General features: G+C 55.7%; 17 protein-coding genes. 4 read left to right on the top strand and 13 right to left on the bottom strand.

The features are described from left to right. Positions 1-17: 17 nt before the first annotated feature. The 4 genes from AFK62_RS05025 to xseB all read right to left on the bottom strand — a co-directional run bounded on the left by AFK62_RS05025 (position 18) and on the right by xseB (position 4,095). On the bottom strand, positions 18-992 hold the full coding sequence (locus AFK62_RS05025) for an aldo/keto reductase (RefSeq protein WP_007673888.1): 975 nt from the start codon (positions 990-992) through the stop codon (positions 18-20). Positions 993-1,061: 69 nt separating this feature from the next. After that, on the bottom strand, positions 1,062-2,924 hold the full coding sequence (gene dxs, locus AFK62_RS05030) for a 1-deoxy-D-xylulose-5-phosphate synthase (protein WP_053531746.1): 1,863 nt from the start codon (positions 2,922-2,924) through the stop codon (positions 1,062-1,064). Between the two features lie 26 nt (positions 2,925-2,950). Further along, complete coding sequence (gene ispA / locus AFK62_RS05035; RefSeq protein ID WP_007673884.1) at positions 2,951-3,850, bottom strand: (2E,6E)-farnesyl diphosphate synthase; 900 nt, start codon at positions 3,848-3,850, stop codon at positions 2,951-2,953. A 2-nt stretch (positions 3,851-3,852) separates the two neighbouring features. Further along, entirely contained in the window at positions 3,853-4,095 is a 243-nt protein-coding gene (gene xseB, locus AFK62_RS05040; RefSeq protein ID WP_007673882.1) for an exodeoxyribonuclease VII small subunit, read from the bottom strand. 213 nt (positions 4,096-4,308) lie between these two features. Between xseB and thiI the strand changes: the two genes are divergently transcribed. Further along, a complete protein-coding gene (gene thiI, locus AFK62_RS05045) occupies positions 4,309-5,757 on the top strand; it encodes a tRNA uracil 4-sulfurtransferase ThiI (protein ID WP_007673879.1) in 1,449 nt (482 codons plus the stop codon). 77 nt (positions 5,758-5,834) lie between these two features. On the opposite strand, the gene yajL is transcribed toward thiI, so the two are convergent. Both yajL and panE read right to left on the bottom strand, forming a co-directional pair. Continuing rightward, positions 5,835-6,428 (bottom strand): protein deglycase YajL, encoded by a 594-nt coding sequence (gene yajL / locus AFK62_RS05050; protein ID WP_007673869.1) that lies wholly within the window; start codon positions 6,426-6,428, stop codon positions 5,835-5,837. Continuing rightward, on the bottom strand, positions 6,388-7,302 hold the full coding sequence (panE, locus tag AFK62_RS05055; RefSeq protein ID WP_007673866.1) for a 2-dehydropantoate 2-reductase: 915 nt from the start codon (positions 7,300-7,302) through the stop codon (positions 6,388-6,390). The genes yajL and panE overlap by 41 nt, the downstream gene beginning before the upstream one ends. Before the next feature lie 152 nt (positions 7,303-7,454). Between panE and AFK62_RS05060 the strand changes: the two genes are divergently transcribed. Beyond that, entirely contained in the window at positions 7,455-7,946 is a 492-nt protein-coding gene (locus AFK62_RS05060) for a YajQ family cyclic di-GMP-binding protein (RefSeq protein ID WP_053531747.1), read from the top strand. Between the two features lie 77 nt (positions 7,947-8,023). Here the strand turns inward: AFK62_RS05060 and AFK62_RS05065 are convergent, their stop codons facing one another. From AFK62_RS05065 to cyoA, 6 genes are all read right to left on the bottom strand, one after another. Continuing rightward, positions 8,024-9,388, bottom strand: a complete 1,365-nt coding sequence (locus tag AFK62_RS05065; RefSeq protein WP_007673859.1) for an MFS transporter — start codon at positions 9,386-9,388, stop codon at positions 8,024-8,026. A 171-nt stretch (positions 9,389-9,559) separates the two neighbouring features. Continuing rightward, positions 9,560-10,447 (bottom strand): heme o synthase, encoded by an 888-nt coding sequence (gene cyoE, locus AFK62_RS05070; protein WP_007705361.1) that lies wholly within the window; start codon positions 10,445-10,447, stop codon positions 9,560-9,562. An 11-nt stretch (positions 10,448-10,458) separates the two neighbouring features. Continuing rightward, positions 10,459-10,788 carry a cytochrome o ubiquinol oxidase subunit IV gene (locus AFK62_RS05075; protein WP_007673857.1) on the bottom strand — a complete coding sequence of 110 codons (330 nt, stop codon included), beginning with the start codon at positions 10,786-10,788 and terminating at the stop codon, positions 10,459-10,461. Beyond that, positions 10,788-11,405 carry a cytochrome o ubiquinol oxidase subunit III gene (locus AFK62_RS05080; RefSeq protein ID WP_007673856.1) on the bottom strand — a complete coding sequence of 206 codons (618 nt, stop codon included), beginning with the start codon at positions 11,403-11,405 and terminating at the stop codon, positions 10,788-10,790. Before AFK62_RS05080 ends, AFK62_RS05075 begins: the two co-directional genes overlap by 1 nt. Continuing rightward, a complete protein-coding gene (cyoB, locus tag AFK62_RS05085; RefSeq protein WP_007673855.1) occupies positions 11,395-13,386 on the bottom strand; it encodes a cytochrome o ubiquinol oxidase subunit I in 1,992 nt (663 codons plus the stop codon). The genes AFK62_RS05080 and cyoB overlap by 11 nt, the downstream gene beginning before the upstream one ends. 19 nt (positions 13,387-13,405) lie before the next feature. Next, positions 13,406-14,353, bottom strand: coding sequence for a cytochrome o ubiquinol oxidase subunit II (gene cyoA, locus AFK62_RS05090; protein ID WP_032984458.1), 948 nt, complete (start codon positions 14,351-14,353; stop codon positions 13,406-13,408). 521 nt (positions 14,354-14,874) lie between these two features. Between cyoA and AFK62_RS05095 the strand changes: the two genes are divergently transcribed. Both AFK62_RS05095 and AFK62_RS05100 read left to right on the top strand, forming a co-directional pair. Next, on the top strand, positions 14,875-16,578 hold the full coding sequence (locus tag AFK62_RS05095) for a molecular chaperone HscC (RefSeq protein ID WP_053531748.1): 1,704 nt from the start codon (positions 14,875-14,877) through the stop codon (positions 16,576-16,578). Then, positions 16,578-17,918: a J domain-containing protein gene (locus tag AFK62_RS05100; protein ID WP_007673846.1), complete on the top strand. Its 1,341-nt coding sequence runs from the start codon at positions 16,578-16,580 to the stop codon at positions 17,916-17,918. The genes AFK62_RS05095 and AFK62_RS05100 overlap by 1 nt, the downstream gene beginning before the upstream one ends. Here the strand turns inward: AFK62_RS05100 and ampG are convergent. Further along, on the bottom strand, positions 17,915-19,387 hold the full coding sequence (gene ampG / locus AFK62_RS05105; protein ID WP_053531749.1) for a muropeptide MFS transporter AmpG: 1,473 nt from the start codon (positions 19,385-19,387) through the stop codon (positions 17,915-17,917). The genes AFK62_RS05100 and ampG overlap by 4 nt on opposite strands. Between the last annotated feature and the right edge of the window lie 53 nt (positions 19,388-19,440).

A 19,440-nucleotide genomic window follows, 5' to 3' on the forward strand; every position in this document is an offset into this window, starting at 1 on the left:
GGCTTTTTTGTGAATGTTTATTTAAACCCAACCACCGGATGGGGTTTGTAAGGCGTCTCCAGCTCAGCCATCTCTTCGCTGGTGAGCGTGACCTCAACCGCTTCAATCAACTCCTGCAACTGCTCCTCGCGCGACGCGCCGATAATGGGGGCCACAACGCCAGGTTTGCTCAGGAGCCAGGCGAGCGCGACTTGCGCGCGGCTCACGCCTTTGTCTTTGGCGATATAGGCCAGGCGTTCCGCGATTTTCGCGTCATTTTCTTCGGTTTCGCTATAGAGCGTTTTGCCAAACTCATCAGAGACCAGACGGGCCGTGGTTTCGCCCCACGGACGTGTCAGGCGACCACGCGCCAGCGGGCTCCAGGGGATCACCGCCACGCCTTCGCGGTAGCATAGCGGCAACATCTCTTGCTCTTCTTCGCGATAAATCAGGTTGTAGTGGTTTTGCATGGTGACAAATGGTGCCCAGCCGTGCTCTTTTTGCAGCGTCAGTGCCTGTTCAAACTGATGCGGATGCATGGACGACGCGCCGATATAGCGCGCTTTGCCCGCTTTCACCACGTCGTTTAACGCCTCCAGCGTCTCTTCAATCGGCGTGTCGTAATCCCAGCGGTGGATTTGCAGCAAATCGACATAGTCCATGCCAAGACGGCGCAGGCTGTCGTCAATGGAACGCAGGATCTGCGGACGGGAAAGCCCCTGCGGCAAATCGCCGACCTGGTGATACACCTTAGTGGCAACCACCACATCTTCACGGCGTGCGAAATCGCGTAGCGCACGGCCCACAATCTCTTCGCTGCTGCCGTCGGAGTAGCTGTTGGCGGTGTCGAAAAAGTTAATGCCGCCGTCGAGAGCGTGTTTGATGATAAGGCGGCTGCTTTCTTCGGGGAGTGTCCAGGCGTGGTTACCGTGGTCCGGCTCGCCAAACGTCATACAGCCCAGGCACAGACGGGAAACCTGAAGGTCGGTTTTTCCTAATTGCTTGTATTGCATGGTTCCGCTCCTGCTTTAGGGTCACAAAGGTTACCTCTAAGCATAGCAGGAGCGGAAACGAAGCAGGGATCAGGCGAGCCAGTCGCGAACGCGCTGTTCGATCCCGGCGGCAGTGAGGCCAATCTCAGCGCGGGCTTCGTCCTGCGTGCCCTGCGGGATAAAGTGATCCGGCAGGCCCAGGTTCAGCACCGGCACCGGTTTACGCTTCGCCATCAGCACTTCATTCACACCGCTGCCCGCGCCGCCCATGACGGCATTTTCTTCGATAGTGACCAGCGATTCATGGCGCTCGGCAAGTTCCATGATTAGCGCTTCATCAAGCGGTTTCACAAAGCGCATATCCACAAGCGTGGCGTTGAGCGCTTCTGCCGCCTGTGTCGCCTCCGGCAGTAACGTACCGAAGTTGAGCAGCGCCACTTTTTCGCCGTGGCGCTTGACCACGCCTTTGCCGACAGGCAGTTTTTGCAGAGGCTCCAGCGTCACGCCGAGCGCGTTACCACGTGGATAACGAACGGCGCTCGGGCCGTCGTTGTAGTGATAACCGGTGAATAACATCTGGCGGCACTCGTTTTCATCGCTCGGGGTCATGATGACCATATCCGGAATGCAGCGCAGATAAGAGAGATCGAACGCGCCCTGGTGCGTCTGGCCGTCTGCGCCGACAATGCCTGCGCGGTCGATAGCAAACAGTACCGGCAGTTTCTGAATGGCGACGTCATGAATCACCTGGTCGTAGGCGCGCTGTAGGAACGTAGAGTAAATCGCCACAACCGGCTTATAGCCGCCAATCGCAAGGCCTGCCGCAAAGGTGACCGCGTGTTGTTCGGCGATAGCGACATCGAAATATTGCCCAGGATATTCGCGGGAGAACTCCACCATGCCAGAGCCTTCGCGCATGGCAGGCGTGATAGCCATCAGCTTGTCGTCTTTGGCCGCGGTTTCGCACAGCCAGTCGCCGAAAATTTTCGAGTAGCTCGGCTGACCGCCGCTGCTTTTCGGCAGCGTGCCGCTTTCCGGGTCGAATTTCGGCACCGCGTGGAAGGTGATCGGATCTTTTTCGGCGGGCTCATAACCACGGCCTTTTTTGGTCATGATGTGCAGGAACTGCGGGCCTTTCAGGTCACGCATATTCTTGAGCGTATGTACAAGCCCCAGCACGTCGTGGCCGTCCACCGGGCCGATATAGTTAAAGCCCAGCTCTTCGAACAACGTGCCCGGCACAACCATGCCTTTGATATGCTCTTCCGTGCGTTTGAGCAGCTCTTTGATAGGCGGCACGTTAGAGAACACGCGTTTACCGCCTTCGCGAAGCGTTGAATAAAGCTTACCGGAAAGCAGTTGGGCCAGATGATTATTCAGCGCGCCGACGTTTTCAGAAATCGACATTTCGTTGTCATTGAGGATGACCAGCATATCCGGGCGAATATCGCCCGCGTGGTTCATCGCCTCAAACGCCATGCCCGCAGTAATCGCGCCGTCGCCAATTACGCAGACGGTGCGGCGGTTTTTTTCCTCACGTGCCGCTGCGACAGCGATGCCGATGCCTGCGCTGATGGAGGTGGACGAGTGACCGACGCTCAGGACGTCATATTCGCTCTCGCCACGCCACGGGAACGGGTGCAGGCCGCCTTTCTGGCGAATCGTGCCGATGCGGTCACGGCGTCCGGTCAGGATCTTATGCGGGTATGCCTGATGACCGACGTCCCAGATAAGCTGGTCGAACGGCGTGTTGTAGACGTAATGCAACGCCACGGTAAGCTCTACCGTGCCAAGCCCGGAGGCGAAGTGTCCGCTTGAGCGGCTCACGCTGTCGAGCAGGTAACGACGCAGTTCGTCGCACAGCTTCGGCAAACTCTCTTTTGGCAACAGGCGCAGCTCCGCTGTGGAGTCCACCAGCGCCAGGGTCGGGTATTTGGCAGTATCAAAACTCATCAGAGACTCATCGTGGTGTTATACGTTTATTTATCACGTTGGATTATGAAATTCGCTAACGCTTCCAGTGTCGCGGTATCCAGCGCTTGTGCTTTCAGCGGCGCCAGCGCCGCCAGAGCGTCATCGCACAAACTGCGCGCTTTCGCCTGGGCTTGTTCAAGACCCAGCAGGGCGGGGTAGGTGCTTTTGCCAAGTTGCTGATCGGCCCCCTGGCGTTTACCAAGGGTTGCAGTATCCCCCACCACATCCAGAATGTCATCCTGTACCTGGAAGGCGAGACCGATGCTTTCTGCATAGCTATCAAGGTAAGGCAACGCCTCGCGGCCTCTATCGCCCGCACACAGCGCACCCATACGCACCGCAGCGCGGATTAGCGCGCCTGTTTTGTGACGGTGAATGCGCTCTAACGCCTCGAGATTAACCTGCTGGCCTTCGGCTTCAAGATCGAGCGCCTGACCGCCACACATGCCCGCCACACCGCTGGCTTTGGCAAGCTCAGAAACCATCGCGAGCCGGTCGCGCAGCGCGACGTTTTCCATCGGCGCGTCACTCAGAATCGAAAAGGCCAGCGTTTGCAGCGCATCGCCAGCAAGAATGGCACTCGCTTCGCCAAAACGGATATGACAAGTCGGCTGGCCGCGGCGCAGATCGTCATCGTCCATCGCAGGCAGATCGTCATGCATGAGCGAATAAGCATGAATGCATTCAATGGCCGCCGCCGGGGCGTCAAGCGCCGTCGGATGGACCCCAAACATCTCGCCGGTAGCGTACACCAGAAACGGCCGCAGGCGTTTACCGCCTAATAATGTGCCGTAGAGCATCGCCTCAACCAGTGGACTCTTCTGAAACGGCAGGCCGCCGATAAAATGCTGTAACGCGCCATTGGCCCGCTCAGCCTGCGACTGAAGCTGTTGACTAAAATCCATGTTTACTCGGCGTCCGGCGTGAAGGGGGTAAGAGGCGCATCTTCATTCTGCGAAAGCAGGATCTGAACACGCTGTTCCGCCTGTTGCAGTTTTACCTGTCCCTGGCGCGCAAGCTGCACGCCGCGTTCAAATTCATTAAGCGCCTCTTCCAGCGGCAGGTCGCCACTTTCCAGACGGTTGACGATTTGCTCAAGCTCCGACAGGGCAGTTTCGAAACTGGCCGGCTGTTCATTTTTCTTCGGCATAGTAAAAGTCTGACTCTATGGGTTAACTGTCATTTTCAGCGACACAGCATGGTAGCGGAGACGCAAAGATTAGCAAATAACGCCTTGTAGGTTGGTAATTGGCGCAGTCACACCGCGATGGTGATATACTGCCGGGCTCACGATGCAGACGCGATGCTGCCTGCAGTACCATTTTCTAAGCCCCGGTGGGCTTGCCAACGAATCATAGCCACCATGAAGTTTATCATTAAATTATTCCCGGAAATCACCATTAAAAGCCAGTCCGTGCGGTTGCGCTTTATAAAAATACTGACCGGGAATATTCGTAACGTACTGAAACACTACGATGAAAATCTTGCCGTGGTTCGCCACTGGGACCACATCGTGGTGCGTATTAAAGATGAAACTCAGCACGATACCGTGCTTGATGCACTGACCCGCATTCCCGGCATCCACCATGTCCTTGAGGTGGAAGACGTGCCGTTTACGGATATGCACGACATTTTCGAAAAAGCGCTGGCTAACTGGCGCGAGCAGCTCGAAGGGAAAACGTTCTGCGTACGCGTTAAGCGACGCGGTCAACATGAGTTTAGCTCTATTGAAGTGGAGCGCTACGTCGGCGGCGGGTTAAATCAGCATATTGCGTCTGCTCGCGTAAAACTTAAGCAGCCTGACGTCACGGTCAATCTGGAAATCGAAGACGATCGCCTGCTGCTGGTGAAAGGCCGCTATGAAGGCATCGGCGGTTTCCCTATCGGCACGCAGGAAGATGTGCTGTCGCTTATCTCTGGCGGCTTCGACTCCGGCGTGTCCAGCTATATGCTGATGCGCCGCGGCTGTCGCGTACATTACTGCTTCTTTAACCTCGGCGGCGCGGCGCATGAAATTGGCGTACGCCAGGTCGCGCACTATCTCTGGAGCCGTTTTGGCAGCTCGCACCGCGTGCGCTTTGTGGCCATCAATTTCGAGCCGGTAGTGGGCGAAATTCTTGAGAAAGTCGACGACGGTCAGATGGGGGTTGTGCTCAAGCGTATGATGGTTCGCGCGGCCTCTAAAGTCGCGGAACGCTACGGTGTGCAGGCGCTGGTTACCGGTGAAGCGCTGGGCCAGGTGTCCAGCCAGACGCTGACCAACCTGCGTCTTATCGATAATGTCTCCGATACGCTGGTGTTGCGCCCGCTTATCTCTTATGACAAAGAGCACATCATCGATATCGCCCGTAAAATCGGTACCGAAGATTTTGCCCGCACGATGCCGGAATATTGCGGTGTGATTTCCAAAAGCCCGACCGTGAAGGCGGTGAAGGCGAAAATCGAGGCTGAAGAGGCCCATTTCGATTTCGCTATTCTCGATCGCGTGGTGGAGGAAGCCACTAACGTGGATATCCGTGAAATCGCCGAGCAGACCGAGCAGCAAGTCGTTGAGGTGGAAACCGTGAACGGTTTTGGCCCGAACGACGCGATCCTCGATATTCGATCTATCGATGAGCAGGATGATAAACCGCTGGTTATCGAGGGCGTCGACGTGGTGTCGCTGCCGTTCTACAAGCTCAGCACGAAGTTTGGCGATCTTGACCAGAGCAAAACGTACCTGTTGTGGTGCGAGCGTGGTGTGATGAGCCGCCTGCAGGCGCTGTACCTGCTGGAGCAGGGCTTTAAAAACGTAAAAGTTTATCGCCCGTAACGTAAAGCGTTCCGCAGCGACAAAAATCCCCTCACATGAGGGGATTTTTTTATGGGCGCGGCTTAGCGGGATAATGCTTAGTAGTCGCGATAGCTGTAGATGCCCGCGGCCAGCACCAGTTGTCCGGCAACTTCATGCGCTTTTTCACGGCCGACCAGCAGATCAATAATCTTAAGCGCGAAATCCATCGCCGTGCCCGGTCCCTGACTGGTGAGCAGATTAACGCGCGGATCCCATACCACGCGTTTGTCCTGCCACTGATCGTCTGGGATCGTTGCTTTCAGCGCGGGGAAACCGGTCATATTGCCAACAGGAAAAAGATCATGCGGCACCAGTACGGTGCCTGCCGCTGCGCAAATCGCCGCGACAATCCGCCCCGAGAGATGAAACTGGCGAACGGTTTCGACCAGCAGCGGGCTGTCGCGAAACGCTTCGGCGCCTTGCAGACCGCCTGGCAGGACAATCACGTCAAACTCGCCGTCCGCCACTTCAACCAGCGGCGCGTCCGCCAGCAGCCGGACACCGCGTGAACAGACTATCGTTAAATCACCGTCGCTTGCGACGCTCGCCGTGGTGACGCTGATCCCCGCGCGCACCAGCACGTCTATTGTCGTGACCGCTTCGGTCTCTTCAGTGCCAGGTGCGAGGCATACCAGTGCCGATGCGCTCATACTCATTCTCCTTGCGTTTAATCTGTTCATAAAGACGGCTGTTGACCGGCAGCGACAGGCCATGCGCCCGGGCGCGGCGCAGCAGATAACCGGTAATGTAATCAATTTCGGTGTGACGCTGCTGGCGTACATCCTGGAGCATCGAGGAGATGTTGGCGGCGGTGCTCTCAATCACCTGCTCAATATAATAAAGCAGGCTGTCAGGAGACGTATGATACCCCTCGCGTTCCATGACCAGCGCCACTTCGCAGCAGATCTCGCGCACCTCTTCAGGCCGTTCGCGCAACGCGCCGTTCGGGCAGTTGTAGAGCGCCGTCAGCGGGTTAATCACGCAATTCGCCGCGAGTTTGATCCAGCGCGAGGCGTTAACGTTATCGTGCCACGCGACATCCGGCAGGGCCTGCTGAAGCAGCGCGGCCAGCCGGGAGTAATCTTGCGCATCCGGTGTTACCGGGCCGATATGCGTAGTGCCACAGGCGACATGAATGACGTTGTTGCCATCGCGCCGCGCCGCATGCGTCGTGACGCCGGCCAGCATCGGCTGTTCAACGGAACGTAGTTCATCCAGCGTGCCCATACCGTTGTGTAACAGCAAAACCGGGCTTGCGGCGGGCAGCCGGGCGGCGAGCGCTCTTACCGCTTCGGAAACCTGCCAGGCTTTCAGCGTCACCAGCAATAGCTCGCTGTCGGTGAGAAACTCAGCGCTGTTGGCCATAAAAGTATGGGTAAACGTACTGCCATCGGTTTCCACCAGACTAACGTGGCAGGATGAATGCGGCACACGTAGCCACCCTTGCACCTCGTGACCTTGTTTATGCAGCGCGCTCATCCAGAGCTGGCCTAAAGCGCCGCATCCAAGCACGGTAATTTTCATTGTTCCTCCTCGCCCGCAACGGCGCCGGGCGTTGTGTCGTACATCTAGTATAACGTGAGCGCTTAGGCTTTCGCCTGCTGCCGGTTTCCGGGTTGTGTTATGCGCCTTTGCGGGTATTATGCAACGCACATACTGAGAGGGAGATAGAAAACATGCCATCCTTTGACATTGTCTCTGAGGTCGATATGCGCGAAGTGCAGAACGCGGTTGAGAACGCCACGCGCGAGCTCGAAACCCGTTTTGATTTTCGCAACGTGACCGCGAGCTTCGAGCTCAATGAAAAAAATCAGTCCATTAAAGTGGTGAGCGAATCTGATTTCCAGGTAAATCAGTTGCTGGATATTCTGCGTGCGAAACTGCTGAAACGTGGTATCGAAGGCAGCTCTATCGAGGTGCCGGACGAGTTCGAGCATAGCGGAAAAACCTGGATCGTCGAGGCGAAGCTGAAGCAGGGCATTGACTCCGCCATGGCGAAGAAAATCGTTAAGCTTATCAAAGACAGCAAGATTAAAGTCCAGGCGCAGATCCAGGGCGAGCAGGTTCGTGTAACCGGCAAAGCGCGTGACGATCTCCAGCAGGCCATCGCACTGGTGCGCGGCGGTAACCTGGGGCAGCCGTTCCAGTTCAATAACTTCCGCGACTAAGCGGTCATCGAAACGGCAGATACGAAAAAGGGCGGATTTTCCGCCCTTTTTTCTGCGCCACGTTGTTGCCCGATGCGTTACGCGTTCTGAATACGCTGTTCTATCTCTACGCGATTCGTTACTTTGGTGTCGATTTTCAGATAGGCGCTACGTTCGTCGGTAACCACAATCGCCTCGCTGACGCCAGACGTCTCCCGCAGGCGCTGCGCAAGCGTCTCATCTGCCGTCACATCAGGCGGAATTTCAACGCGGATACTGCTGACATACGGCGGCTCTTTCATGGTGGTGCTTACGAGCAGCCAGACCGTCGCCAGCAGCGCGCCCACCAGGAATACCGTCTGCGAGTCAAACAGGCCATCGACCCATCCGCCAAGCGACCCGCCGATCGCCACGCCAAGAAACTGGCTGGTGGAGTAGACGCCCATTGCCGTGCCTTTATAGCCTGCTGGTGATTCTTTACTGATAAGCGACGGCAGCAGCGCCTCCATCAGGTTAAACGCCACGAAGAACAGCTGTACGCCGACAATCAGTTCCCAGAAGTGCGGACCTGCGCCCCACAGCACGATTTCAGCAATCAGCAGCAGCGCCACGCAGAAGAGAAAAACACGCTTCATTTTGCGCTTTGCTTCGGCATAAATGATAAACGGCACCACCGAAACGAAGGAAATCAGCATGGTGCAGAGATAGACCTTCCAGTGCGCTGCTGCCGGGTAACCTGCCGCTTCCAGCTGACCGGGAAGGGCGACGAACGTCGACATCAGCAGAATATGCAGACACATGATGCCGAAATTGAGCTTCAGCAGCGTCGGCTCAGCCAGCACCTTGCGAAAACAGCCTTTCACCATCCCCGAATCGCGGTTCAGCACGTGGCTTCCGCTGTCAGGCACAACCCAGAGCGTAATAATAATCCCCGCGGTGGCAAGAACGGCGATCATCCAGAAGAGCGCATGCAGGCCAAGCGCGTGAGTAATAATCGGGCCAAGCACCATCGCAATAGCGAACGTAACGCCAAAGCTGACGCCGATAAAGGCCATCGCCTTGGTGCGGTTTTGTTCGCGTGTTAAATCGGAGAGCAGCGCCATGACGGCGGCAGCGATAGCGCCGGAGCCCTGCAGCGCGCGCCCGAGAATAATGCCCCAGATAGAGTCGGTCAGCGCAGCGACCAGGCTGCCAATAACAAAAATTGCGAGACCGCCGATAATCAGCGGCTTGCGGCCGATGCGGTCAGAAAGCAGGCCAAACGGCACCTGAAAAATGGCCTGCGCGAGGCCGTAAATACCGATGGCAAAACCAATCAGCGCTTCACTGGCACCCTGTAGCGCCATTCCGTAAGTAGTAATGACCGGCAGTACCATAAACATACCGAGCATGCGCAAAGAAAATACCGTCCCTAAACCCCATGTCGCGCGCAACTCGACTGGCGTCATTTTGTTATCGTTCATTACCACCTCAGATAAAAAGCAGGCCTTAGTGTAGTGCGAGGGCAGGGGAGGGTAAATGCCGGGTTATTTAGAAAATATTTCAAGGGTTAACTATTTATGCTGCCAATGAATCGCAGCCTGAAACGAGGTAATAAAAAAGGGTGCCGGAGCACCCTTTTTTGTCTCGATGACTTACCAGACGTAAGTCAGCAGATTATGTGAATCCGGCACCATAAAGTCGACTGACATCATCACGCTCAGCGAGGTGATGGCGACAATGGAAAACACAAACAGTTTGCGCGCCCAGACTTTATCATTTTCAGCTTTGTAGCCTCGCAGGGCCATGCCAAGCCACCAGACGCTGACCGCTGCCGCCACTACCAGGTATTTATACCCGGCATATCCCCCCAGCGAGAGCATCAGGGTCGCCACGGCAAACGCAATGATATAAAGGGTGATGTGGTTTTTCGCCACAGAGATCCCTTTTACCACCGGCAGTACCGGAATATTGGCGGCCTGATAATCCTTGAAGCGGAAGATAGCAATCGCATAGGAGTGCGGCATCTGCCACAGACTGAAAATCGCAAGCAGGATCAACGCGCCCGTATCGAACTCGTTAGTCACTGCGCAGTAGCCGATAACCGGCGGCGCTGCGCCCGACAGCGAGCCAATCAGCGTGCCGTAGACCGAGTGACGTTTCATGTAGAGGCTATACACTCCGACATACACCACAAAGCCCATGACCGCGAGCCACATCGCCAGCGGGTTCGCGCCGAACCAGAGCAGCATAAAGCCAGCAATACCCAGCAAGGTGGCGTACACCAGCGACATTTTCGGCGAAATCAGTCCTTTCACCAGCACACGGTTTTTGGTGCGCTCCATTTTGCGGTCAATATCACGATCGATGTAGTTGTTAAACACACAACCGGACGCCACGACCAGCGACACCCCCACGAGGGTGAAAAGGAACAGGGGATAGTCGATGCTGCCTTTAGAAGCCAGCAGGAATCCCCCGATAACCGATATCAGGTTGCCGAAAATGATGCCTGGTTTCGTTACTTGCAGGTATTGCTTAATCATACTCGCCGCTCTTAGTGAACCATCATGTTGTGATTCAGGTTCCACATAATCCAGATAGAGCCTACCACTACAATCGCGATAATCAGCAACGTAAAGATAAAGGCTACCAGGTTCCAACGCTCCTCAGAGGAGGCGTTCATGTGCAGGAAGCACACCAGGTGAACCAGAATCTGTACGACTGCGGTTGCCACGACCACACCCAAAAGGGTGCCGTGAGACGCGGAGCCGTTCATGACCATCCAGAACGGGATTACTGTCAGAATGACCGACAGGATAAACCCGATCAGGTACGTCTTGACGCCACCGTGGTGGGCGCCGTTGTGATCGGTTGAATGACTCATTACATCGCCCCCATCAGATAGACTACAGAGAACACGCAGATCCACACCACGTCCAGGAAGTGCCAGAACATACTCAGGCACATCAGGCGAGCGCGGTTAGTATGGGTCAGACCGCGACGTGAGACGTGAATCATCATCACGACCATCCAGATAAGGCCAGAGGTAACGTGGACACCGTGGGTGCCGACCAGGGTAAAGAACGCAGACAGGAAGCCGCTCTTATCCGGGCCGAAACCTTCGGCGATCAGATGATGGAATTCATAGATTTCCATCGCCACGAACCCTGCGCCAAACAGGAAGGTCAGGGCGAGCCAGGACATAACCTGGCTCTGATTATTTTTGTTCATGGCGATCATCGCCATGCCGTACGTGATGGAGGAGAACAGCAGCAGGAAAGTTTCAACCAGCACAAACGGCAGTTCGAAAATGTCTTTCCCGGTCGGGCCCCCCGCCGTGCCGTTCACAAGAACGGCATAGGTGGCAAACAGACATGCAAAGAGAATGCAGTCGCTCATCAGGTAGATCCAGAAGCCAAAGACTTTGTTGGCTCCTGCATCGTGGTGCCCATGCTCATGGCTGCCATGAGCAAGTTCGTGATTAATGCTCTCAGTTGACATTTTTCAGCCCTGCTTTGGTGATTTCTTCGAAGTGCTGGTTTTCCAGTTTTTCAACAGTGGCAACCGGTACGTAGTAATCCACGTCTTCATCGAAGCTTTTCGCAATCCAGGTGATAACGATACCTGCGAAGCCCACGATAGCCAGCCACCAGATATGCCAGATCATGGCGAAACCAAAGATGGTGCTGAACGCGCCGATGAAAATACCCGCTGCGCTGTTACGCGGCATATGAATTTCTTCATAGTGCGCAGGCTGCTTGTAAGCTTCACCTTTGTCTTTCATTTCCCAGAACGCGTCGCGCTCGTGGATTTCCGGTACAACCGCGAAGTTATAGAACGGCGGCGGAGAAGAGGTCGCCCACTCAAGGGTACGGCCGCCCCACGGGTCGCCAGTCAGGTCGCGGTTCAGGTGACGGTCACGGACGCTCACGTAAATCTGCAGAACGATGCAGAGGATACCGCACGCAATCAGCAGCGCACCGATTTCAGCAACAATCATCAGGGGCTGGAACATCGGGTCGATGTTCTGGCTAACGCGACGCGTCATACCCATGAAGCCCATGGCGTACAGCGGCATAAAGGTCACGAAGAAGCCGATGATCCAGAACCAGAAGGCGCGGATGCCCCAGGTTTCATTCATCTTGTAGCCAAAGGCTTTCGGCCACCAGTACGACATACCTGCGAAGCAGCCAAACACCACACCGCCGATAATAACGTTATGGAAGTGCGCAATCAGGAACAGACTGTTGTGCAATACGAAGTCTGCGCCCGGCACCGCCAGCAGAACGCCGGTCATACCACCGATAGAGAAGGTGATGATGAAGCCGATAGTCCACAGCATAGAGGAGTGGAACTGAATACGGCCCTGATACATGGTGAACAGCCAGTTGAAGATCTTCACCCCGGTCGGGATGGCGATAATCATCGTGGTGATACCAAAGAAGGCGTTCACGTTCGCGCCACTACCCATGGTGAAGAAGTGGTGCAGCCACACGATGAACGACAGCACGGTAATCGCGATAGTCGCCCAAACGAGGGAGGTATAACCAAACAGACGTTTCTTCGAGAAGGTGGAGGTGATTTCAGAGAACACACCAAACACCGGCAGGACCAGAATATAAACTTCCGGATGGCCCCAGGCCCAGATCAGGTTCACGTACATCATCATGTTGCCACCCATATCATTGGTAAAGAAATGGGTGCCCAGATAGCGGTCCAGGGTTAGCAACGCAATGGTGACGGTCAGGATCGGGAAGGAGACGATAATCAGGACGTTAGTACACAGCGACGCCCAGGTGAAGACCGGCATTTTGAACATGGTCATGCCCGGTGCACGCATCTTCAGAATGGTAACGAAGAAGTTGATACCGGTCAGTGTCGTACCAATACCGGAGAGCTGGAGACTCCAGATCCAGTAGTCCACCCCAACGCCCGGACTGTACTCAATACCCGAGAGCGGCGGATAAGCCACCCAACCGGTCTGAGCAAACTCGCCCACGCCCAGAGAGACGTTCACCAGGATAACCCCGACAATCGTGAACCAGAAGCTCAGGTTGTTCAGGAACGGATATGCCACGTCACGCGCGCCGATCTGCAGCGGAACCACCAGGTTCATCAGACCGATAACGAACGGCATCGCCACGAAGAAGATCATGATAACGCCGTGGGCGGTAAAGATCTGGTCGTAGTGATGTGGCGGCAAGAACCCGGCTTCGCCGGAGGCCGCCAGCAATTGCTGGGTACGCATCATGATGGCGTCCGCGAAGCCGCGAACCAGCATCACGATAGCCACGAGGATATACATAACCCCCAGACGTTTGTGGTCCACAGACGTGAGCCACTCGTTCCACAGATAAGACCACTTACCGAAGTAAGTGATAGCTGCAACTAACGCCAGACCCCCGACGATAATGGCAGCCACCGTAACCATGATAATCGGCTCATGGTACGGGATTGCATCCAGTGTAAGTTTTCCGAACATCGTATTATTCCTCGGCCCCTTAGTGAGAGGTTTCCGCGTGATTCATGTCCATGCCTTCCATGCCTTCGTGGGCGTTGTGCTCCCCTTCAGACTGAGTCACGTCCATGCTCTTCCCAGGTCCCATGAATTTGTTAATAACATCTTTAAACAAATCCGGTTTTACGCTGGAGAAGTATTCGACTTTGTTGTATTCGCTCGGGGCCGCCAGCTTGTCGTAGGTCGCCATATCGTTAATGGTTTTGCCAGACTGCTTCGCTTTGGCCACCCACTGGTTGAAGGTTTCGTTATCCGGCGTGGCGATTGCCTTGAACTTCATGCCGGAGAAACCTGCACCACTGTAGTTAGCAGAAATACCGTCGTAGGTGCCGGCTTCGTTCGCAATCAGGTGCAGTTTGGTCTGCATGCCTGCCATTGCGTAGATCTGGCTACCCAGGCGCGGAATAAAGAAGGAGTTCATCACCGAGTTGGAGGTGATTTTGAATTCCACAGGCGTGTTCGCCGGGAATGCGATTTCATTGACCGTAGCGATGCCCTGCTCCGGGTAAATGAAGAACCACTTCCAGTCCATTGCGATAACTTCGATGGTCACCGGCTTCGTATCGTGCGCCAGCGGACGGCTGGGTTCGAGCGAGTGCGTGGTTTTCCATGTCAGTACTGCAAGGAAAATGATGATAAGGATAGGGATGGTCCAGACAACAGCTTCAACTTTGTTAGAGTGTGACCAGTTGGGGCTGTATTTTGCGTCCTTATTGGTTGCCCGATATTTCCAGGCGAAGCCAATAGCCATCACGATGGCTGGAATCACGACAATCAACATCAGCCCGAGGGCGGTCAGTATCAGTGAACGTTGCTCCAGTCCAATCTGTCCTTTGGGGTTGAGAAGCGCAGCATCGCAGCCACTGAGTAAAACAGTGCCTGCGAATAATGACAGCAGTCCCAAACTTTTATTGTATTTCCTGAGTCTCATTTAACGACCTCAATTCAGGGGGATCTGGTGGCGGTTAAAGTGTGCCGGGCATTTTACGGGAAGGTTACATTACTGTAAACACGAATGGCGCAGTGTCTGTGGGGTGTAACCGGGTTCTGTCGCAACCGTCACAGCCAATGCAACAAAATGTAAAATGTAAGCCATGACAGCCACATGGCAAGGGTTATAACAAAATCCTATGTAAAGTAAGGTCAAGGCGGGAATTGAGTATATAGGGTTGAAAATAACATACAAGAAATTAACAATACGGTTTCAAATGAGAAACAATAACGGCGGGAAAATAATTTTTTCACGGTGCTGAATCGTGAAAAATAATGTCGCACAGAATGATAAACGAAATTATTTAAAGTCTCTGCTACCAAATATCGATAAATATATCTAAGCAAATCAAATGCTATTTTATTGACCAATAAAATGGAACACTTTCTTCGTTGTGCTTTTTTTCTGGTGATTAAAGCAACAAAAAAACAACAAATACTCAGGGTAAAGGGTTGATAAGCATGGAAACAACTACGCCTTTGATAGGCATTGATCTGGGCACCTCGAACAGCGCGGTGGCCTGGTTTACGGATGGCCGCGCAACGCTGATTGCCGATGGTCAAAAAAAAGTGCTCACGCCCTCCGTCGTCGGACTGGACGACGACGGGCATCTTATTGTGGGCGAAGCGGCGAAGGCGAGGCTTGTGAGTCACCCGACGCTCACACACGCGAGCTTTAAGCGCTATATGGGCACCGACAAAGTGTTCACGCTTGGCGAGCATCGCTTTCGCGCGGAAGAACTCTCTGCGCTGGTACTGCGCAAACTGAAAGCCGATGCCGAGGTGTCGCTCGGCTGCGCCCTTACGCGCGCGGTCATCACGGTGCCGGCCTGGTTTAACGATATCCAGCGTAAGGCGGTGAAAACGGCAGGCCATCTGGCCGGGCTTACGGTCGAGCGACTGGTGAATGAGCCGACGGCGGCGTCGCTTGCTTACGGGCTCGCCGATAACCGCGAGCAGAAGTTCCTGGTTTTCGATCTCGGCGGCGGGACGTTTGACGTTTCTATCGTCGATATGTTCGAAGGCGTGATTGAAGTGCGCGCCAGCAGCGGGGATGCGCGGCTTGGCGGTGATGATTTCACCGATATCATTCGCCAGTGGATGTTATCGCGTTATCCCGATTATCAGCCGGACGGGATGCATCATGACGAGGCGCAACTTGTTGCTCACGCCGAAAGCCTTAAATACCAGCTTACGCATCAGGCGCTGGCAACCGCCACGTTCAACGCGGGTGGGCATGATATGACCTGGCAGCTTGATAACGACACATTTACCGACATCTGCCAGCCACTACTGGCGCGACTTAAACAGCCCGTCATTCAGGCGCTGCGCGACGCCCGGTTCGATATTGGCGATCTTGATGATGTCATTCTGGTCGGCGGTGCAACCCGTATGCCGGTCGTACGTCAACTGGCCGCGCGCATGTTTGGCCGCTTTCCGCGTGCTGAACTCAACCCGGATGAAGTCGTCGCGCTCGGTGCCGGTATTCAGGCCGGGCTCGCAAGCCTTGACGCCGCGCTGGACGATATCGTGCTGACCGACGTAATGCCATTCTCTCTCGGCATTGAAACGTCGCGACGCAACGGCGAGCGCTATGACACCGGCTACTTCCTGCCCATTATCGAGCGCAACAGCTTTGTGCCGGTGAGCATGTTCCAGTCCATTTCGACGGTCTACGACAACCAGCGCCAGCTGGATATCGTGGTCTATCAGGGGGAAGCGCGCCGCGTGAGCGAAAACATTCTGCTTGATAAATTCACGCTCAACATTCCACCCCGGCCGGCAGGTGAGGTCACCGTTGATGTACGCTTTACCTACACCCTTGACGGCATTCTGGAGGTGGAATGCAAAGTGGACGGGCAGGAGCAGGTCGCTTCGCTCGTGATTGAGCGCGCGCCAGGAAGCCTTAGCCCTGAGGAGATTCAGCAGCGGCTGGCGCAACTTAACGCCCTGAAAATTCACCCTCGCGATCGCCCGGAAAACCGACAGTTGCTGGCACAGGCGAGCCTGCGCTACGAGCAGACGCTGGGGGAGCGGCGCCATCTTATCGATCACTACAGCGGGCAGTTTGAGCAAGCGCTCGAGAGCCAGGATCTGCGAATTATCGCCAGCGCGCGACAGGCGCTGGAACAGATCCTCGCACAATTTGATGACGGGTTACGTTAATGGACGCCTGGACGCTCCTCGGCCTTGAGCCGACCAAAGATAAAGCCGCTCTGCGCCGCGCCTGGGCGAAAGTGGTGAAACAACACCGCCCGGATCAAGATCCGAAAAAGTATCAACAGCTGCGTGAAGCCTATGAGGCAGCACAGCGCTATCAGGAATATGCCGACGAGGAAGACACAGAAGAGGAGAGCGACGAGGCGCAGGTGGAGGTGACCTATCGCTACGTTTCTGATTTACCACTGACGGCACCGGAAGCTGCGCCTTTGCAACAGGCTGATGCCGTCGTTTTACCTGACTGGGATCCGCATACGCTCAGTCAGACAGCGCAGACGCTCTCCATGACGATTGTGGCTGATGAGATGGCCGGCTGTCGGCAACTGGAAACTTTTCTTTCAACCGGGCTACCCGATGCGCTTGCGGCCCGAGGCTATTTCAGCGAAAGGCTGGCCGACGCGCTGGCGAATGAACAGTGGCTCACGCGAGGCCAGCTGGAACATGTCGGCAGGATAATGGGTTGGGAGCTGGATAACTATCGCAGCACGGTACTGCCGGCCTGGCAGGTAGGAGCGCTCGATACCCGCGTGACCACCACCGCAGAGGATTACCGGATGGTTGTGGAGCGTGGGCATCATCAGACGAGCTGGCTGTCGAAAGCGCGCTGGCGATTGATTAGCGAACCACAGGCACCGCTGCCCTGGTGGGGACGCCTGTGGCCGGGATTTCTCGATCAGGCAAGGCAACAGGTACATATTATGTGTACCGAAGAGCCCGGCTTATGGCAGCGTATTAACCCCGTAATGAGGCCGCTTTTATCTACACCCGGCTGGGCGCTGTCGATGCATCTCTTTATGAGCCTGCTCTTCTGGGGCGGTGTGCTGGGTTTTCTGGCCGTCGAACCGACGGTGACGGCGGGGGATGTCGCCATTGTCGGTGCGATTGTAGTGGCTTACCTGGGCGGTATCCCGGCGCTCTGGAACCGTTATCCTGAAGGGAGCCGCCAGCGACTCGGCATCCGCGTGGGATATGTGCTGTTATCACTCGCGCTGCTGGCAGTCCCGGTGGGGCTTTTTGCGCACTATGCCGTGGCGTTCTATCAGAAAAGTCACGAAATCACGCCGCTGCTCTATGTGGTAGTCATTATCGTGGCGGTGCTGGTGGTATGTCTGAGACCGCGGGCGCGGCAGTGGTGGCGCTGGCCCATTGATATCATCTCCGGGCCGGTCGGATTCCCTGTACAGTTACTTTGTCAGCTGCCGTGGATCATTAACCTGTTTTTGCTTCCGTTCGGCGCTAAGTTGTACAGCGTTTTTATCAACTTTTTAATTCAGGCGATAAGCTAGGACGCGGCACGCCGCAGCGCCAGGTAATCGAGCAGACAGCCGAGGGCTATACCGGAAAGCGCCAGCAGCGCGCCAGCTTCGAGCAGCGTAACGCCAAAACTCAGCGCGCTCAGGTTGAGCGCGTTGCTGATAATCACCAGAAGCCAGACGCCGAGCAGCGCGCAACCAGCCATCAACAGACGCAGCGCGAAACGATAACCGCCGGGATAGGCCTGACGGCGCAGGAACTCGCCGGTTTCACGGGTATAGTCCAGCGTTTCCCGACACAGTTGCAGCAGCAAGATACCAGGCACGGCGGCAACGACCGAGAAGAGATAAAATGTCGGCCAGCCGTAAGCCTCCACAAACCAGCCCGCAACCGGGCCGACATAAACGCGCCCCACGGCTGAAAGGGCCGAAAGCAGCGCGAACTGCGTGGCAGAAAACGACTTATTGCACAGCGTCATCAGTAGCGCCACAAACGCGGAGGTACCCATGCCGCCGCAGAGGTTTTCAAAGAAAACGGCGGCCGCCATGCTCATGATGTCTTTATCGGTGACCGACAGTAGCCAGTAACCGGCGTTCGAGGCTGCCTGCAAAATGCCGAAAGTCATCAGGGCGCGAAACAGCGAGAGCCGCTGCATCAACACGCCGCCGTATAGCGCGCCGATAATTGTCGCAAATAGCCCGAGCGATTTATTGACCATACCCACCTGGGCTGCATCAAAGCCGACGCCGCGGATAAGAAAGGTGGTGGTGAGGGCCATGGCAAATGCATCGCCAAGTTTATAAAGCACGATCAACAAAAGGATGAGCCAGGCGTTATTGCGCCCAAAGAAATCGCGCAGCGGCGCGGCAACGGCCTGCTCCAGCGTGCGCGGTGCGGGAATGGCGTCGTCAGGCTCTGGCGCAAGCCAGGTGGCGATAAGGCAGGGAATTAAAAGTGCGGCCATCAGCCAGTACGTCGCCTGCCAGCCAAGCCAGCGATCCGCGAGCCACAGCGCCAGCCCGCCTGAAACCAGCATCGCCAGCCGATACCCCAGCACGCTGATGGCAGCCCCTGCGCCGCGCTCTTCTGCGGGCAGAACGTCTGTTTTCCAGGCATCGAATACGATGTCCTGAGAGGCCGAACAGAAGGCGATAAGTACCGCCAGTGCCGCCATCCAGCGCAGATGTGTGGATGGTTCTAAAAAGCCCATACCAACGATGGCGGCAAGCAACAGCAGTTGCGTGATAAACAGCCAGCCACGACGCCTGCCAAGGAAAGGCGGCGTGTAGCGATCCATCACCGGCGACCAGAGAAATTTAAAAACGTAAGCCTGGCCGACCAGCGAGAAGAACCCGATGGTTTTCAGATCGATATTTTCGACCGTCATCCAGGCCTGAAGCGTGCCGGACGTGAGCGCCAGCGGCAGGCCGGACGCGAAGCCGAGGATCAGTAAAATGGCGGATTTCGGCTGCTGGAAAAGGCGTAAATAATGACTGTGCATGGGCGGCCGTAAAAAAGCGGCCCGGCGAACCGGGCCTGGATAACGAAGGAAAA

Source organism: Cronobacter condimenti 1330 (genome assembly GCF_001277255.1).
Classification (GTDB): domain Bacteria; phylum Pseudomonadota; class Gammaproteobacteria; order Enterobacterales; family Enterobacteriaceae; genus Cronobacter; species Cronobacter condimenti.